The organism is uncultured Methylobacterium sp. (assembly GCF_964242245.1).
Classification (GTDB): domain Bacteria; phylum Pseudomonadota; class Alphaproteobacteria; order Rhizobiales; family Beijerinckiaceae; genus Methylobacterium.
Map to the genome: position 1 here is coordinate 57225 of NZ_CAXTBY010000002.1, position 16481 is coordinate 73705.

The 16481-nt window shown below is 71.9% G+C and carries 14 protein-coding genes; 6 read left to right on the forward strand and 8 right to left on the reverse strand.

Going from position 1 to position 16481, the window contains the following annotated elements:
- Positions 1–119: 119 nt before the first annotated feature.
- Together ACFE8Y_RS00910 and ACFE8Y_RS00915 are read left to right on the forward strand one after the other, a co-directional pair.
- Positions 120–2678 carry a TonB-dependent receptor gene (locus ACFE8Y_RS00910; protein WP_375462551.1) on the forward strand — a complete coding sequence of 853 codons (2559 nt, stop codon included), beginning with the start codon at positions 120–122 and terminating at the stop codon, positions 2676–2678.
- A 190-nt stretch (positions 2679–2868) separates the two neighbouring features.
- Entirely contained in the window at positions 2869–3225 is a 357-nt protein-coding gene (locus ACFE8Y_RS00915) for a hypothetical protein (RefSeq protein ID WP_375462496.1), read from the forward strand.
- Positions 3226–3261: 36 nt separating this feature from the next.
- On the opposite strand, the gene ACFE8Y_RS00920 is transcribed toward ACFE8Y_RS00915, so the two are convergent.
- From ACFE8Y_RS00920 to ACFE8Y_RS00930, 3 genes are all read right to left on the reverse strand, one after another.
- Complete coding sequence (locus ACFE8Y_RS00920) at positions 3262–4785, reverse strand: undecaprenyl-phosphate glucose phosphotransferase (protein ID WP_375462497.1); 1524 nt, start codon at positions 4783–4785, stop codon at positions 3262–3264.
- A 201-nt stretch (positions 4786–4986) separates the two neighbouring features.
- Positions 4987–6195 (reverse strand): glycosyltransferase family 4 protein, encoded by a 1209-nt coding sequence (locus tag ACFE8Y_RS00925; protein WP_375462498.1) that lies wholly within the window; start codon positions 6193–6195, stop codon positions 4987–4989.
- A 360-nt stretch (positions 6196–6555) separates the two neighbouring features.
- Entirely contained in the window at positions 6556–7191 is a 636-nt protein-coding gene (locus tag ACFE8Y_RS00930; protein ID WP_375462499.1) for a polysaccharide biosynthesis/export family protein, read from the reverse strand.
- A 187-nt stretch (positions 7192–7378) separates the two neighbouring features.
- Between ACFE8Y_RS00930 and ACFE8Y_RS00935 the strand changes: the two genes are divergently transcribed.
- A complete protein-coding gene (locus ACFE8Y_RS00935) occupies positions 7379–9685 on the forward strand; it encodes a GumC family protein (protein WP_375462500.1) in 2307 nt (768 codons plus the stop codon).
- Positions 9686–9739: 54 nt separating this feature from the next.
- Here ACFE8Y_RS00935 and ACFE8Y_RS00940 read toward each other — a convergent pair whose 3' ends face one another.
- Positions 9740–10942, reverse strand: a complete 1203-nt coding sequence (locus tag ACFE8Y_RS00940) for a GNAT family N-acetyltransferase (RefSeq protein WP_375462501.1) — start codon at positions 10940–10942, stop codon at positions 9740–9742.
- Positions 10943–11237: 295 nt separating this feature from the next.
- Between ACFE8Y_RS00940 and ACFE8Y_RS00945 the strand changes: the two genes are divergently transcribed.
- Positions 11238–12299: a polysaccharide deacetylase family protein gene (locus tag ACFE8Y_RS00945; RefSeq protein WP_375462502.1), complete on the forward strand. Its 1062-nt coding sequence runs from the start codon at positions 11238–11240 to the stop codon at positions 12297–12299.
- 65 nt (positions 12300–12364) lie between these two features.
- On the opposite strand, the gene ACFE8Y_RS00950 is transcribed toward ACFE8Y_RS00945, so the two are convergent.
- On the reverse strand, positions 12365–12742 hold the full coding sequence (locus ACFE8Y_RS00950) for a hypothetical protein (protein WP_375462503.1): 378 nt from the start codon (positions 12740–12742) through the stop codon (positions 12365–12367).
- 158 nt (positions 12743–12900) lie between these two features.
- Complete coding sequence (locus ACFE8Y_RS00955) at positions 12901–13107, reverse strand: DUF2842 domain-containing protein (RefSeq protein ID WP_375462504.1); 207 nt, start codon at positions 13105–13107, stop codon at positions 12901–12903.
- A gap of 144 nt (positions 13108–13251) precedes the next feature.
- Here ACFE8Y_RS00955 and ACFE8Y_RS00960 point away from each other — a divergent pair, with 144 nt between their 5' ends.
- Together ACFE8Y_RS00960 and ACFE8Y_RS00965 are read left to right on the forward strand one after the other, a co-directional pair.
- Positions 13252–14388, forward strand: coding sequence for a COX15/CtaA family protein (locus ACFE8Y_RS00960; protein ID WP_375462505.1), 1137 nt, complete (start codon positions 13252–13254; stop codon positions 14386–14388).
- 148 nt (positions 14389–14536) lie between these two features.
- Positions 14537–15220 carry a hemolysin III family protein gene (locus ACFE8Y_RS00965; RefSeq protein WP_375462506.1) on the forward strand — a complete coding sequence of 228 codons (684 nt, stop codon included), beginning with the start codon at positions 14537–14539 and terminating at the stop codon, positions 15218–15220.
- A gap of 24 nt (positions 15221–15244) precedes the next feature.
- Here the strand turns inward: ACFE8Y_RS00965 and ACFE8Y_RS00970 are convergent, their stop codons facing one another.
- Positions 15245–15853, reverse strand: coding sequence for a hypothetical protein (locus ACFE8Y_RS00970; protein ID WP_375462507.1), 609 nt, complete (start codon positions 15851–15853; stop codon positions 15245–15247).
- A 173-nt stretch (positions 15854–16026) separates the two neighbouring features.
- Positions 16027–16275, reverse strand: coding sequence for a hypothetical protein (locus tag ACFE8Y_RS00975; protein WP_375462508.1), 249 nt, complete (start codon positions 16273–16275; stop codon positions 16027–16029).
- Positions 16276–16481: the final 206 nt, after the last annotated feature.

A 16481-nucleotide genomic window follows, 5' to 3' on the forward strand; every position in this document is an offset into this window, starting at 1 on the left:
GATTCGACCCTTGCCGCTCCGCTCCCCGATTGTCGAACCCCGCCGCCGCTTGCATGAGTGCCGGGTAAGCCCCGGACGATAAGGGGCGCGGGTTCGATCCAGAAGGTTGGGGAATGACCATGCGGGTGCTTCGCGAAAGCCTCATCGCATCGGTGGCGTTGCTGCCGTGCACGGCCTACGCCCAGAGTTCGGTGACGCTGGGCGAGATCAGCGTGGTCGCCACGACGCCGGTCGGCGGGTCCGGTTCGGGCACGACGCGGGCCGCTCCGCCGCTGGGTGCGACGCCCGTCGTCACGCAGCAGGCGGTTCCGTCCGCGACCATGCCGCGCCTGCGCGGCGGCGAGCAGCCGCTCGACAAGATCCCGAGCACCGTCGAGACGGTGACGGCGGCCGACATCGACATCGACCGCGGCACCTTCAGCGCGGTCGCGACGCTGGCGCGGCGCACGCCCGGCCTCAACCTGTCGGACTCCCAGGGCAACGCGAACCGCACCGACGTGAACTACCGCGGCTTCACCGCCTCGCCGGTGCAGGGCGTCCCGCAGGGCTTGGCCGTCTACCAGAACGGCGTGCGCATCAACGAGGCCTTCGGCGACACCGTCCAGTTCGACCTGATCCCGCCGTCCGCGATCCAGCGCATCGACATCGTCACCGGCAACCCCGTGTTCGGCCTCAACGCCATCGGCGGCGCGGTCAACATCCAGATGAAGAACGGCTTCACGTGGCAGGGCGCGGAGGTGACCGCGCTCGGCGGCTCGGACGGGCGTATCGCCGGCGGGCTCGAATACGGCACGATGGTCGGCCCCTGGAGCTTCTACGTCAACGGCGACGGCCTGAACGACCGCGGCTGGCGCTACGAGAGCCCGAGCACCATCGGCCGCCTCTACACCGACCTCGGCTACCGCACGCTCGATTCCGAGTTCCACCTGATCGGCAACTTCGCCCGCACGTTCTTCGGCGCCGCCGCCGCGGCGCCGGTCGACTTCACCCACGTCGATCCGCGGGCGATCTTCACCTACCCGCAGACCACGCTGACCGAGATGGGCACCATGCAGGTGACCGGCCGGGTCGACATCTCGCCGACCTGGGACCTTGCCGGCAACGCCTACGTCCGCCGCTTCAGCAACACCTACGTCGACGGCAACGACGGCAACTTCGAGGGCTGCAACCGGCAGAGCAGCTTCTTCACGCCCCGCCGTCTCTGCTTCGAGGACGACGGCTTCGTGCGTGGGCCTAACCAGACGCAGGCTCAGTTCCGCGACCAGTTCCTGATCCTCGGGCAGGGCGTGAACCCGCCGGGCCTCCCGTTCACGCCGAACGTACCCTACGGCACGCTGGACGTGACCAAGACCGAGGCCACCGGCTACGGCGGCTCGCTCCAGGCGGCCAACCGCGACAAGGTCTTCGGCTTTGGGAACAGCTTCGTCGTCGGCGGCAGCATCGACGCGGCCGACTTCACCTTCAAGTCGTCGAGCACGCTCGGCGTGATCAATTCTGACCTGTCGGTGACCACCGATCCGAACAACCCCTATTACGGCACCATTCCCGGCCTCGGCACCACGCAGTTGCGCACGCTTGCCGCGCTCGGCATCGCGCCCTCGAACGTGCTCGGCTCGAACCTCTACCTCGGCCTCTACGCCACGGACACGTTCGACATGACCGACCAGCTTTCGCTGACGGCCGGCGCGCGGCTGAACTTCGCCCGCATCACCACGACCGACCAGACCGGCTTCTCGCCCGACGTGAACGGCACCTATTATTACAACAAGATCAACCCGGTGGCCGGCCTGACCTACCGGTTCACGCCGGGCCTGTCGCTCTACGGCGGCTACTCGGAATCGAACCGCGCCCCGACGCCGCTGGAGATCGCCTGCTCCAATCCGAACCGGCCCTGCCTCCTGCCGAACTCGCTCGTCGCCGACCCGAAGCTCAAGCAGCTCACCGGCCAGACCTACGAGGTCGGCATCCGCGGCAATATCCCGAACTTCTATGACGGCGGCCTCGTGACCTACAAGGTCGGCGCCTTCCGCACGGATCTCGCCAACGACATCATCCAGCTCGCGACCCCCGGCAACGCCGCCCGCGGCTACTACGTCAACGTGCCCGCGACCCAGCGCCAGGGCGTCGAGGTCGGGGCCGAGTACACCCGCGGCGACCTCTCGGTCTACGCCAACTACGCGCTGATCGACGCGACCTTCCGGTTCAACGGCACCCTGTCCGCGCCCAACAACCCGCTGTCGGACGACGGCGCGATCAACGTGACGCGCGGCAACAAGGTGCCGCTGATCCCCGACCACCAGTTCAAGGTCGGCTTCGACACCCTGATCCTGCCGGGCTGGCGCTTCGGCATGAACCTCCAGGCGTTCTCCTCGGCCTACTACCGGGGCGACGAGTCGAACCTGAACCCGAAGCTGCCGGCCTACTACGTGCTGGGCCTCAACACGAGCTACCAAGTCACGCCGAACCTTCAGGTCTTCGGCCTGATCACCAACCTGACCAACAACCGCTACGCCAACTTCGGCACCTTCGCCGAGCGCGGCAACGTGGTGGGCAACCTCGCCATCAACGATCCGCGCACCACGACGCTCGCCCAGCCGCTCTCGATCTACGGCGGCCTGCGCTACGCCTTCGGCGAGGCCCCCGCGCCGATGCCGGAGCCGATCATCCGCAAGTATTGAGAGCCAACGGATCGGGTGGGGAAGGAGGCGCGGATCGAAGGGTCCGCGCCCTTTTCGCACGCGCGAACGACCGACCTGCGGCTTCAGGTCACCGGAACACGGCCGCGCGCCGCGGCTTCCCCACGCCGGACCGTGTGACGCGGGCGCGCCCGCCGCGCGACCTCGATCAGCACCAGGGAGACGACGCATTATGCGACTTGCTCACGCCCTTGCGGGCGCCCTCCTCCTCGCCTCGGCGGCCCCGGCGCTCGCCAGCTCCTGCTCGGAGGAGATCGCGACGCTGGAGCGGCGCCTCGACAGCGCCGGCGCCGAGACGGTGACCGGCAGGGAGCCGGCCGGCGGGGCGACCTCGTCCAACTCCGGCAAGGCGCTCGACAAGCCGCCGGCCGGCGAGCCGAGCGATCCGGCGACCACCGCCACCGCCGGCGGCGTCAAGTCGGCGCGCGACCTCGTCGAGAAGGCTCGCGTCGAGGAGAAGGCCGGCAAGGCGGAGGCCTGCCGCGAGACGATCATGAAGGCCAAGGAGCAGGCCGGCGCGCTGCCGTAGCCCCTTCGCGTTCGGAGGATCGCACACCGCAGCCGATCAGTACGCGTTCTCGGTCTTCAGAAGGGCGAACGGGGTGGTGAGCAGGATCTGGAGGTCGAACAGCACCGACCAGTTCTCAATGTAGTACAGGTCGTGCTCGACCCGGCGCTGGAGCTTCTCGGAGGTGTCGGTCTCGCCGCGCCAACCGTTGACCTGCGCCCAGCCGGTGATGCCGGGCTTGACCTTGTGGCGGGCGAAGTAGCCGTCGACCACCTGATCGTAGAGCGTGTTGGCGGCCTTGGCCTGGAGGGCGTGGGGGCGGGGGCCGACGAGCGACAGGTCGCCCTTGACGACGTTGAAGAGCTGCGGCAGCTCGTCGAGGGAGGTCTTGCGGATGAAGCGCCCGACCCGGGTCACCCGCGGATCGCCCTTGGTGACCATCTTCGCGGCCCCCGAGTCGCAGGCATCGACGTACATCGAGCGGAACTTGAACACGTCGATGAGCTCGTTGTTGAAGCCGTGCCGCTTCTGGCGGAACAGCACCGGCCCGCGCGAGGTGAGCCGCACCGCCAGCGCCACGCCGAGCATCACCGGCGCGAGCGCGATCAGCATCAGGGTCCCGACGCAGCGGTCGAACACGGTCTTCACCACCACGTCCCAGCCGGCGATCGGCCGGTCGAACACGTCGAGCACCGGCACCGAGCCGAGATAGGAGTAGCTGCGCGGGCGAAGCCGCAGCTTCGTCGCGTGTGCGGACAGGCGGATGTCGATCGGCAGCACCCAGAGCTTGGACAGCATCTGCAGGATGCGCCCCTCGGCCGAGATCGGCAGGGTGAAGACGATCAGGTCGAGGCGCGCGCGGCGGGCATAGGCGACGAGGTCGCTGACGGTGCCGAGCTTCGGGTAGCCGGCGACGACGTTCGAGGAGCGGTCGTCGTTGCGGTCGTCGAACACGCCGACGATGCGGATGCCGCTGTCGGCCTGCGCCTCCAGGGCCGCGATCAGCGCCGCGCCGTCCTTGCCGCCGCCGACGATGGCGGTGCGCCGGTCGAACCGGCCCTTGCGGGTCTGCGCCCCGATCACGCCCGCCAGCGCAAAGCGTCCGGCCAGCAGCAGCCCGAGGCCGCTGGCGAAGAAGGCGGCGAGCCAGAGGCGGGAATAGTGGTCGGAGACCTTGGCCAGCACCAGGGCGGTCGCGACGACGAGGAAGGCCAGCGTCCAGCCGGCGGTGAGGTGCGACGCGGTCTTGAAGAACGCGCGGAAGGCGCCGATGCGGTAGGTCTTGGCGGCCTGGAACGCGGCGACCGCGAGGATCGCGACCGCCCCGATGGCACCGGCATAGGTGATGCCGAACGGGACGACGCCGCGGAGCAGCACGAGGTGGAGGGCCGCTCCGAGGGCGCAGATCAGGCCGAATTCGGCCGCGCGCACGAGGCCGGCGACGACCACGGGCGAGATCGCCTTGGCCGGCAGCGCCACCACGGTCTCGGCGAGCGGGGTGCCCGCCGCACCGACGCCCGCACCCATCCCCTCGGCTTGTCCGGCCGCCTTGAGAAGATCACGAACGTCGAAGGCGCTCATCGGTCACATCCCCCAAGTCTTGCGGCCTGTTTCCCGGTCCGGGGAAGTGTCGCAAGGCAGCCTGTCTGAAAGCTTAAACCGGGGAAACTTGAGGAGATCGTCCGGCCAGGGGCCGACCAAACCCGGATCACGTTCGCGAGACGTGCCTCGGGCGTCGGCTGCTTCCCCCGGAGCTCCGGACGAAGGCTTCCGACGATGGCGTCAGGCGGTCTCGGCCCTCCCGGCGTCGAGGCCCGCTCCCAGGGCCGCGCCCCCGGTCCGTGCGCGGAAGGCGGCGGCGTAGCCCGACAGGACGTCCGCGCCCATCCGCTCCATCGAGAAGCGCCGATGCACGGAGTCGCTGAGCGCCCGGAAGCGGGCAGACCGGCTCTCGGGAGCCTCGTCGAGGACGCGGGCGATGGCGTGCCGGAGCGCGGCCGGGTCCCGAGCCGGAACGAGGTCGCGGGCCGCCGGCCCGAAGATCTCGGGAATGCCGCCGACGTTCGTGGCGACGAGGGGGTGCGCCGCGGCGGCGGCCTCCAGCACGACGTAGGGCAGGGATTCGGCAAACGACGGCACCACCATGATGCGCCCGCGGGCGAGCACCGAGCGGATGCCCTGCGCCGGCTCGAAGGCGACCGCGCCGGCAAGCCCGAGCGCCTCGGCCCTGGCCTGGAGCAGCCCCGCGTCGGGACCGGAGCCGACCATCAGCAGCCGCACCGTGCGCCCTTCCGCCCGCAGGCCGGCCAGCGCTTCGAGCAGGACCGGAAGCCCCTTGGCCTCGCGCAGCTCGCCGACGTAGAGCAGGTCGAACGGGTCGGGGCCGAGCGTCACGGCGCCGAACTCGGCCTGGCTCAGGCCGTTGTGGACGATGCGGCTGACGCCATCGTGCGTGCCGACGTAGGCGCGGTGGCGCCCGGCGACGTACTCGCTCTCGAACAGGAACACGTCGGTGCGGCGGGCGAGGATGCCCTCGGCGCCCATGTAGAGCCGGTGCAGCAGGGTGCCCGGCCGGTAGTTGTAGCTGCCGCCGTGGGGCGTGTAGGCCCGGATCACGGTTCGTCGGGCACGCACCGGGGCGAAGCGGGCGTAGACGCCGCCCTTGGCGCCGTGCCCGTGCAGCACGTCGGCGCCGACGGCATCCGTGCGGCGCGCCACGGCCCGCAGCGCCGCGAGGTCGGACGGGTGCGGGTTGCGCCGCATCGGCAGCCGCGTGACGCCGAGGGCGAGGCAGGGCGCGAGGTCGGCCAGCGCCTGGACGGCGCGGTCGCCCCCGGTGGACGCATCGCAGACGATCCCGACCCGATGGCCGGCTGCGGCCTGGAGCCGGGCGAGATCGACCACGTGCCGGAACAGGCCGCCCACGGGCGCCCGGAACACGTGCAGGATGCGGCGGAACGCGACGTCGGGCGGGCTGGCGGACTCGACCACGGCAAGGTTCTCCAGGCGGCCTACGGCCGGCCCGCAGAAATGTAAGCGTGAGCCCTGTTGAGGCGGTTAAGGACGCCGGACGCCGCGTCGCCGGTCCCGGTCTTTCCAGGGCAAGCGTCAACGCTTGGCTAATACCAAGTCTCACGGGTCATGACCCATGAGGCTCGGCGGACGACCCCCGCCCCGCAGTCGCGGGGGCCAGACCTCGATGAGTCGGGCTCATCGAGGTCTGGGATAAGAGCGCCTTGCGAAATGCCCGACGCAGCGCCGCCGGACCGTCGGCGGCGGTCGAACAGGATGTCGCGAGGCGCGCTCAAGCCGGAACGGCGTCAAGCGAAGGAGCCGCGTTGCCGGGCCATCTCAGAAGAACCGCTCCTTGATGACGATCGTGTCGCCCGGCCGCACCGGGTAGGTCATCGGGACGATGCCCGAGACGAGCCCGTCGCGTCCCGGCTCGCCCGTCAGCCCGAGCCCACCCTTGCTCTCGCCGCCCTTGCTCTCGCCGCCCTTGGCCTCGCGGGTGAGCACGGCGTAGTCGCGCGCCGCCCGCGGCCCGAAGCCGGCCGCTATCGCGACCGCGGTCTCCACCGTCATGCCGCTGACGTAGGGATACTGGCCCGAGGTGGTGACCTCGCCGAGGATGTAGAACGGGCGGTAGACGTCGACCTCGACGGTGACGTGCGGCTCGCGCACGAAGCCCGCCGCGAGCTTGCCCTCGATGGTGCGCGCGGCCTGACCGGTGCTCTGTCCGCCGATCTGAACCACGCCGATCAGCGGCATGGCGATGCGGCCGCCGCCGTCGACGGCGTAGATGTTGGACAGGTTGTCCTGTCCGAACACGATCACGCGCAGGCGGTCGCCGGCGGCCAGCGCGTAGCGGGCGCCGATCGAGCCGGTGCCGGTCGCGTCGAGCTGGTCGGTGCGGAAATCCGGGCGCAGGCAGCCGCCCAGCGCGAGGCTGGTCGAGAGGGCGAGGAGGAGTGCGCGTCGGTTCATCACCACAGCCGTCGTGATTGCCTGATTGCCCAGTGCGTAAACCGTTAAGGTTAAGGAATGCTGACGCGCCGAGGGGCGGCCGGGCCGGCGGCGCCTCTTAACGCTCGGGCAACCTTAACGGGTTCTACTGCACGGACTGACGGATGCGCGGGCTCGTCGCAGTCCGGCATCGCGAAGAGATCGTGCCATGTCCCGCATCCTGCCGCGCGTCGTCCCGCGCGCGACCGCCGCCGACCGACCCCGGTTCGCCGAGGAGCCTGCCGAGGAGCCTGCCGAGGGCTTGGGCCTCGCCCAGGTGTCCACGCTCCTGCGCCGGTCGTGGGCGTGGATCGCGGTGCCGACGCTGCTGGCGGCCGGCCTGTCGACCGTGTTCGTGCAGGTGGTGTCGCCACGCTACACCGGCGAGGCGAAGCTGCTCCTGGAGAACCGCGAGGCCGCCTTCACCCGCACGGCGCAGGAACGGGCTGAGCAGACCCCGCCGATCGACGAGCAGGCGGTGGCGAGCCAGGTCCAGGTGATGATGTCGCGCGACGTCGCCCGCGAGGCGATCCGCCGGCTCAAGCTCGTGGGCAACCCGGAATTCGACCCGAGCGCCGGGACGATCGGCCCGGTCCAGCGCACGCTGATGATGCTGGGCTTGGCCAGGAACCCCCTCGACCGCCCGGCCGAGGACCGGGTGCTGGAGGCCTACTTCGAACACCTGCTGGTCTTCCCGGCGGGCAAGTCGCGCATCCTCTCGGTCGAGTTCCGCGCGAAGGACGCCGACCTCGCCGCGCGCGGCGCCAACACCGTCTCCGAACTCTACATCGCGGCGCTGGAGGCGGCCAAGGTCGACACCGCCCGCTACGCCTCGACCTGGCTCGGGGGCAACATCGAGTCCCTGCGCAAGCGCGTGGCCGAGGCCGAGGCGCGGGTGGAGGCCTACCGCGCCGGCAACGGGCTCGTCGGCTCCACCGGCAGCACGGGCCAGCCGCTGAACGCGCAGCAGCTCGGCGAACTCTCGACCCAGCTCTCGCAGGCGCGCATCCTCAAGGCGGATCTGGCCGGACGGGCGAAGGCCGTCCGGGAGATGATCAAGGACGGGCGCGCCTTCGAGATCCCGGACGTGGCCAACAACGAGGTGATCCGGCGCACGGTCGAGAACCGCATCACGGTCCGCGCGCAGCTCGCCCTCGAAGCGCGCACGCTGCTGCCGGCGCATCCGCGCATCAAGGAATTGACCGCGCAGCTCAACGACCTCGACGCCCAGATCAAGGCCTCGGCCGAGCGTGTCGGGCGGACGCTGGAGAACGATGCCAAGATCGCGGCCTCCCGCGTCGAGAGCCTGCAGGCGGCTGTCGACGGGCAGCGGGACGTGGTGGTCAAGGGCAACGCGAGCGAGATCCAGCTTCGCGCCCTGGAGCGCGAGGCGCGGGTCCAGCGCGAGCAGCTCGAATCCTACCTGTCGCGCTACCGCGAGGCCGCCGCGCGCGACGGCGAGAGCGCGACGCCGGCCGACGCCCGCATCGTCTCGCGGGCGGTGACGCCGGAAGTCCCGTCCTTCCCCAGGAAGCTGCCGATCGTGGCCTTCGCCACGCTGCTGACGCTGATGTTCTCCGTCGGCGCGATCATCGCCCGCCGCCTCCTGTCCGATCCGGACGGCCATCCGGCGCGCACGGACGACCACGCGGAGACGGCCGGGACCACGGACCGCGCGACCGCGGCGCGGCCCGACCGCTTCGCCTTCCCCGAGGCCGCGCCGCCCGCGCACTGGGCCGCCGCCGAGGCCGAGCCGGTCCTGGCCGAAGCGCGGCCGGTGCCGCCCACCGAGGCGTCGCCCGCGGCCGTCCAGCCCGCGGCGGCGATCCACGCCTTCCCGCGGCCGGCCGCGCCTCGGGGCTTCGACCTCGCCCCGCTGATCGCGCGCCTGGAAGCCGGTCCGCGCGTCGGCGGCGCACGCACGGTCCTCGTGGTCGAGACGCGCCGGGACGGCCGCGCCGCATCGCCGGGCGAGACCGGCCTCGCCGAGGCCCTCGCCGGGGCGCTCGGCGCCCGCGCCGCCACCCTCGGCGTCGACCTGAACGGGCCGGAATCCGGTATCGACGCGCCGGGACTGACCGATCTCGTCGCGGGCCAAGCCGCCTTCCTCGACGTGATCCAGGCGGCCGGCTCCGGGCTGCACCGGATCGCGACCGGCCACGTCGAGACCGAGGTGCTGTTCGAGGAGCCGGACGCCCTGGCGATCACGCTGGAGGCGATGGCCGAGGCCTACGACTGGGTCGTGTGCCGCCTTCGCGCCGAGCCCGGCGCCCTCGACCTGCTCGCAGCCGTGGCGCCCCGGATGGACAGCGTCGTCATCGCCTCGAACGCCGCGGTCGACGACCCCGACCTCGGCGACCTGTTCGCGCTGGCCGACGAGGCCGGGGCAGGGCAGGTGCTGGTCGCCCAGGATCGCGCCGCGGGGGGGCGCGCCGCGCATCCCGAGCCGATGCCGCTCCGGCTGTCGGCGGCGTGATCGGACCGAGATGAGGCGGGAGACCGGGGGAAGCCGATCAGCCCGTCGCGACCATCAGGCGGCCTTCAATCGGCGCAGCCGCTGGACGTACCCGAACAGGCGCGGATCGCGCTTGATCCGGCGCTTGAGGCGGGTGATCCGCGCGGCGATCCGGGCGTAGGCGTGGCCGCGCAGGGTGACCGGCAGCATCGCCTCCACGAGCTCGATCGTCTCGTCGCAGATGCTCGCCTTGTAGCGCGCCTCGCCGACGCCGAGGTCCAGTGCCCGGCGGCCGCGCGCGGCCTGCGCGCGCACGAGGTGGCTGAGCAGCAGGTCGCCGGGGCTGTAGCGGGCGATCTCCGGGTCGGCGTCGAAGGCGGTCATCATCCCGCTGTAGCGGCCCGCGTCGACCGCCCCACCGAAGGTCGCGAGCACCCGGCCGCTCGCTTCGATCACCAGGGCGTGGATCTCGATCGCCGGCCGCTCGCCCGCCGTCGCCGCCGCGAGGAAGCGGCGGATCGCGGGCCCGGCGTAAGGGTCGGCGATGCCCATGGCGGAGAAGCGCGCGGCCTTCTGTGCGTAGAAGGCGGCGAGGAACCGTTCCGCCTCCTCCTGGCCGGCGGCCTGACGGTAGGCGACCGGGCCGTGCGCCTCGATGAGGCGCTTCTCCTTCGAGCGCAGCTTCTTGCGCGCATCGGCGCTGAAGGCGCGGCGCACCGTCGCCTCCGGGTCGGGGCCGAGCATCATCCCGTAGCCGTCGCTCGCGGCCGGCTCGCCCGTGAGCGCCAGGGGGTTGACCGCCCCGTCCCAGGTCCGGGGCTGATGGCCGAGGGCGTAGACGTCGATGCCAGCCGCGCGCCCGGCCTGGACGAGGGCGCCGATCACCGCCTCGGCCGGGACGGCCGCGGCGTCGCGGGAGGCGAACAGCGGCAGGTGGTAGTTGGCGTGGTCGCCCCCGACGATGCGGGCCACGGCGACGCCGTGCGCGCGGGCCACGACCAGGGGCAGCAGCATGCGCGGCCGCCCGCCCGCGTCGCGCAGGACGAGGATGCGCAGGGCGTCGGCCGTCCCGTGGGCCCGGTGGAAGGCCGAGACCCAGTCGAAGCGCTGATAGGGCGTCGCGAGGCAGCCGGCCTCCGCCTCGAGGCCGCGCCAGAGAGCCTCGACGGCACCGAGATCCCGGAAGACCTCCGCCGTCAGGCTGCCGGACATCCGCGCGCGGACCATGCTCGCCCCCGTGAGATCCCGTCCGATCGGCCCCTGTGCGAGAACCGTCATCGCGCATCCTCCTGACCGCCGCGCCGCGCGGCGGACGGCATCGTCGGGGCCGAGTTCTGGACCCGGGCTCCTAAGCCGCGGTGTACGCGGGCTTCCCGGCAGGGCAGATGCGCGGGCGTGGGTAACGGACCGTTGCGCGGGCAGTGCAACCGTCCACCATCGCCGCGCCGCCCGGGCAACGCGGACGCGCGCCGCGGCGGTCCCGTCGGCGGCTCAGCCTTTGTTTACGCCGCGCCCGGAAGAGTGGGGCGTTGTCAGACGCCGCGGCGTCGCCGTTCCCGCGCCGAGGCCGCGCATGCTGTCGTCCCGAAACCGACACCGGTTGTTCGAGGCCGGGTTCCGGGCCGTGTCGGCCACGGGCGCCGACCGCTGGCTGGCGCCGGCCGCGCGCGGGCTCGGCGTGATCCTGACGTTCCACCACGTCAGCCCGGAGGAGCCCGGCCCCTATGCGCCGAACCGCCTGCTCGCCGTCACCCCGGACTTCCTCGACGCGACGTTGTGCGAACTCGACGCCCGCGGGTTCGAGATCGTGGACCTCGACGCGGTGCCCGAGCGCCTCGTAACGCCGGACGACCGGCCGCCCTTCGCGGTGCTGACCTTCGACGACGGCTACCGCGACAACCTGGAGCACGCCGCCCCGGTGCTGCGCCGGCACGGGGCACCCTGGACGCTGTTCGTCACCAGCGATTTCGCCGACGGACGCGGCCGGCTGTGGTGGATCGAGCTGGAGCGGGCGATCGCCCGGCTCGACCGGGTCCGCATCGACATCGGCGGACGCAGCCTCGACCTGCCCGCGCGCAGCCCGCAACAGAAGACGCTCGCCTACGAGGCGATCTACCGCGACCTGCGCGGCGGGTCGGAGGCGCGCCTGCTCGACCGGATCGCGGCGCTCTGCGCGGAGGCCGGGTTCCGCGCCGGTGACATCGCGGACGAGCTCTGCCTGTCGTGGCGCGATCTGCGGGCGCTGGGCCGCGACCCATCGGTGACCTTCGGGGCACACACCCGGAGCCATCCCATGCTGGCCAAGCACGAGGCGCGCGCCGCCGCCCACGAGATCGGGGAGGGGCGCGACCGGCTGGCGGCCGAACTCGGGCGGCGGGTGCGGCACCTGTCCTACCCGGTCGGCGACCCGACCGCGGCGGGCCAACGAGAATTCGCTCTCGCGCGCGATCTCGGCTTCGACACAGCGGTGACGACCCGTCCGGGACACCTGTTCGGCGGCCATGCGGGCCACCTGCACGCCCTGCCGCGGGTCTCGGTGAACGGCTGCCACCAGTCGCGGGCGGCGCTCGCCGGTCTACTCTCGGGGGTGCCGCTGATGGCTTGGAACCGCGGCAGGCGGCTCAACGTCGCCTGACACCGCTCGTCGCTGGCGGGGCGAGCGATCCGAATCAGATCCGACGACGCTCGATACGGCGAGACCTACCGGCGGCGGCGGTGCCGGTACGCGCGGACCTCGCCGCTGCCCGCGGTGAAGACCGCACTCTGCCGGCCGCGGCGGACGCGGTAGCGCCCGCGCCGGCCCCCGTGCGCCTCCTCGGCCGGTGCCTCGGCCTGCGGGAGCGCCACCGCGGTCGGCGGAAGCGCCGGTGCGCTCGACGCTTCGCCCGTGGCGTAGCCGCCGGCGACATTCTTGGCGGTGGGGCCGAACATCGCGAGGCACTGGTTGTAGGCCAGATCGTTCTTCAGGCGCTCGCACTCGCCGACGGAGCGCGGCATCCCCTGCGCCAGGGCGGCGCCCGCGAGCCCGACGAGGAGCAGGGCGGCCAACGCGGCAAGTCGCGGGAGCGGTGAGGGCATGGGCGGCATCGGCATCGCGTGGCGGAACGGTCGGGCTGAAGGCCCGCCGCTTCTCGCGCCCGAGTGCGGCGAAAACGCGGGCGCCCTGAGGCTTTGCGCCGAGCCTTCATCCGATCGTCGGTGCCGGAGACGGAGGTCCCGGTCGACGGGCGACGCCCTCAGCGGTCGGGCCGCTCCATCCACTTGATCACGGGCATCAGCGGGAAGATCCAGGCGATGCCGAGGAGGCTGTAGAGGAGGGTCTGGACCAGGGCCGGAGCCTCGGCGATGCGGCTGTCGGCGAGCGCCATCGCCACAGGCGCGTAGACGATGACGAAGGCTAGGATCCCGATCGTCCCGATCAGGGTGCGGACGCGGCGGCGCATGCGGTTCCTCTGGTGTCCGGGGCGGCGTAGCGCCGGCGGGACGGGATGGCAACGTGGCGCTTTCGCAAGCCCGCGGCATTTGCGCGGGCCTGCGGCAAAGCCGGGCGTTGCGGCCGGGACCGGCCGCGCCTAACTCGGTCTCGCATGTTCGAGGCGACCGAGATGATCGCGATGAAGCCCGCCGCTACCCCGCGCCATGACGGCGCCGTCCGCGCGTGGCTCTACCTGCTTGCAGCCCTCGTCGTGGCGATGGTGGCGGTCGGCGGCGCGACCCGCCTGACCGGGTCCGGCCTGTCCATCACCGAGTGGCGTCCCGTGACCGGCGTGGTCCCGCCGCTGTCTGGCGCCGACTGGGCGGCGGAGTTCGAGAAGTACCGCGACACGCCGCAGTACCGCATCCTCAACCAGGGACTGGGGCTCTCCGACTTCAAGGTGCTCTACGCCTGGGAATGGGGCCACCGGCTGCTCGGGCGGATCGTCGGCCTCGCGTTCTTCCTGCCGCTGGTCGCGTTCTGGTGGCGCGGGCGCATCAGCCGCCGCCTCGGCCTCGGCCTGCTGGCGCTCGGCATCCTCGGGGCCGCGCAGGGCGCGGTCGGCTGGATCATGGTGGCCTCCGGCCTCCAGCCCGGCATGACCGCGGTGGCCCCGCTCAAGCTGGCGCTGCACCTGACCATGGCGAGCCTGATCCTGGCCGGCCTCGTCTGGCTCGCCGCCGGCGCGCGCGCGGAGACGGTGTCCCCCGCGCCGACACGCCTGCGGGGTGTGGCCCTCGCCCTGCCGGTGCTCGTCCTGGCGCAGATCTTCCTCGGCGGGCTGGTGGCCGGCTCCCACGCGGGCCTCGTCCACAACACGTGGCCGACCATGGACGGCGACCTGATCCCGCCGGCCGCGGCCCTGTTCCCGGTCAGGCCGTGGATCGAGAACTTCGTCGACAACGCCACCCTGGTGCAGCTCAACCACCGGCTGGCCGCCTACCTGCTCCTCGGCGTCGCGCTCCTCCATGCTCTCGACGCCCGCATCGCGCAGCCCGGCAGGCCCGAGGCGCGGCGCGCGGCGGGCGTCGCCGGCCTCGCGCTGGCGCAGGCCGGCCTCGGCGTCGCGACGCTGCTCCTCGGCGTGCCGCTCTGGTTCGCCCTGGCGCATCAGGTCCTGGCCATGGCCGTCCTGGTGATGGCGACCGTCCACGCCCGCCTGAGCCGCGGCCTCGTCCGGACAGCGCCGCTTCCTGTGCGGACCGTGCCCTCCTTCGGTTTCGAAGGGCTCGCCGGGCGTCGGGCCTGACAGGTCCCAAGGACGACGGAAGGATCGCTTCAGCATCGATCTTAAGGCTGCGCGGCAAAAAGCCTGGGACAGGCGGGTTTTGCGCAGTCCGCCCAGGGAACGAGTGTCCGAGGAAAAGCTTAGCTTTCGTGCGTTGCAGGAGGCTGAGATGTCCCTGGCCGAAGACGGACGACCGCTGACGCTGACGTGGCACTACACTCGGCAGGAGGTGCTCGCCGACGGCGTCGTCCACGGCCTCGGCGTCCTGCTCGGGCTGATCGGCGCGGTCGCCCTTGTGGCGGTGGCGCTCACCGAGCACCTTGGCTGGGGAGAGCGGATTTCGGTGGCGGTCTACGCCACCGCGCTGGTCTCGATGCTGGCCGTATCGGCTACCTACAACCTCTACCCGGTGAGTCCGCGCAAGTGGCTCCTGCGCCGTGCCGACCACGCCCTGATCTACCTCATGATCGCCGGCACCTACACGCCGCTGGTCGCGCTGGTCGGCACCGGCCCGGTCGCCTGGGGGCTGCTCGCCTTCATCTGGGTCGTCGCCGGCATCGGCATCGCCGTGAAATTGCTGCTTCCGGGCCGCTACGACCGGGTCTCGATCGGGCTCTACCTGCTGCTCGGGTGGAGCGGGGTGTTCGCCTACGAAGCGGTGATCGCCGCTCTCCAGCCGACGGCCCTCTGGCTGCTGGCGATCGGTGGCCTGCTCTACTCGGTGGGCGTCGTCTTCCACGTCTGGCGGAATCTCCCTTTCCAGAACGCGATCTGGCATGCCTTCGTGCTCGCGGCAGCGGCCTGCCACTACGGCACGGTGTGGGCGAGTCTCAGCGGCGCTGCAGTGACTTGAGCACCGGCTGCTCGGTACGTCGCTTCAGGGCGCGACGGTCCAGGGGTTGATGACGCGAATGGAGGCCTGCTGCGGAATCAGCGCGGCCGGGGTTCGGGGCGTGCTCTTCAATCGCTCGACGAACTTCCGAGCCTGATCGGCCGGGAGCGCCGCCCGCGGCGCCATCAGCGCGGCGAGCTGGCGGCGGGTGGCGCGGTCGAGGTAGCCGGAGCCTTCGACGGGGACGAAGTCGCGCATGGCGTGGGCCGCATCCGGATCGCCCGTGAACACCCGCGCGCCGGTGCTGAGCACGACGATGTCCCCGGGCCGCAGGGTCTCGTCCTTCATCAAGGCGGCGACCGGACCGGCCTTCATGTCGAGGGGCGTTTGCCGGTCGGTGATCCGGACCTTCAGCGGTTCCGAGCCGGGCAGGGCGGCGTAGCGGGCCCGTGGGCGGGGGTGATAGGCCCGACGGGTATGCCTGCGCTGTTCGCCGGCATAGACCGCCTGATTCGGCGGCGCGGCCTGCGGAGCAGGACGGACACCGAACAAGGCTTCGAAGAACCCGAGTTCGGCCGCCTGCACCTGCGCGGTGCCGACGAGGAGACCGCCGGCCGCCAGGAGGACGACATGGAGCTTCCGGGGCGGCGTCATCGAGGCATCCTCGGCGTAGGGGGCACCGCAGGGCCAAGGGCCGCCCGCGGCGCGGTGTCCAAACCTTAACAGATCGTGACGTTGGCCAGTTCCGGTCGGACCCAGGATAATGGGCCCGAGGCGGACAGGTTCGCGTGTCCGGGCGATCGTTTCGGCCGAGGCCGCAGCAGCCGTCAGCCCGGGGCCGCCTGTTCACCCTCGCCGATGCAGTCGAGTGCGCGCTCGACGGCGCTCACCGCGTCGAGCAGGTTCTGGACCGTCCGCTCGACCTCCAGGGCCGGTCGCCCCATGGCGGCGGCGCGGGCGCTCACCTCTTCGAGCCGGTCGAGCAGCGTGAGGAGGTCGCCGGCCACCGCGACGACCTCGCAGCGGGCGAGTTGCTGCACGGGCGTGGGCGCACGGAAGGGCAGGACGTTGCTCATCGGGTCCTTCTTCGCCCGGTGCGGCGGAATTGACCAGGGCCGGCAGGGCGGCCCTCCACACGAATACCGCGGAGCGCTGCCGCGAAGACACGCCGTGGTGACTCTTTCGTGGCTCCGGGACATCACATCCTCCGCACCCTTCGGCGGCGTGCAGCCGGCCGCCTTGACGCGGGACCCGCGGCGGGACCACCTCGGCCGCGGAACGG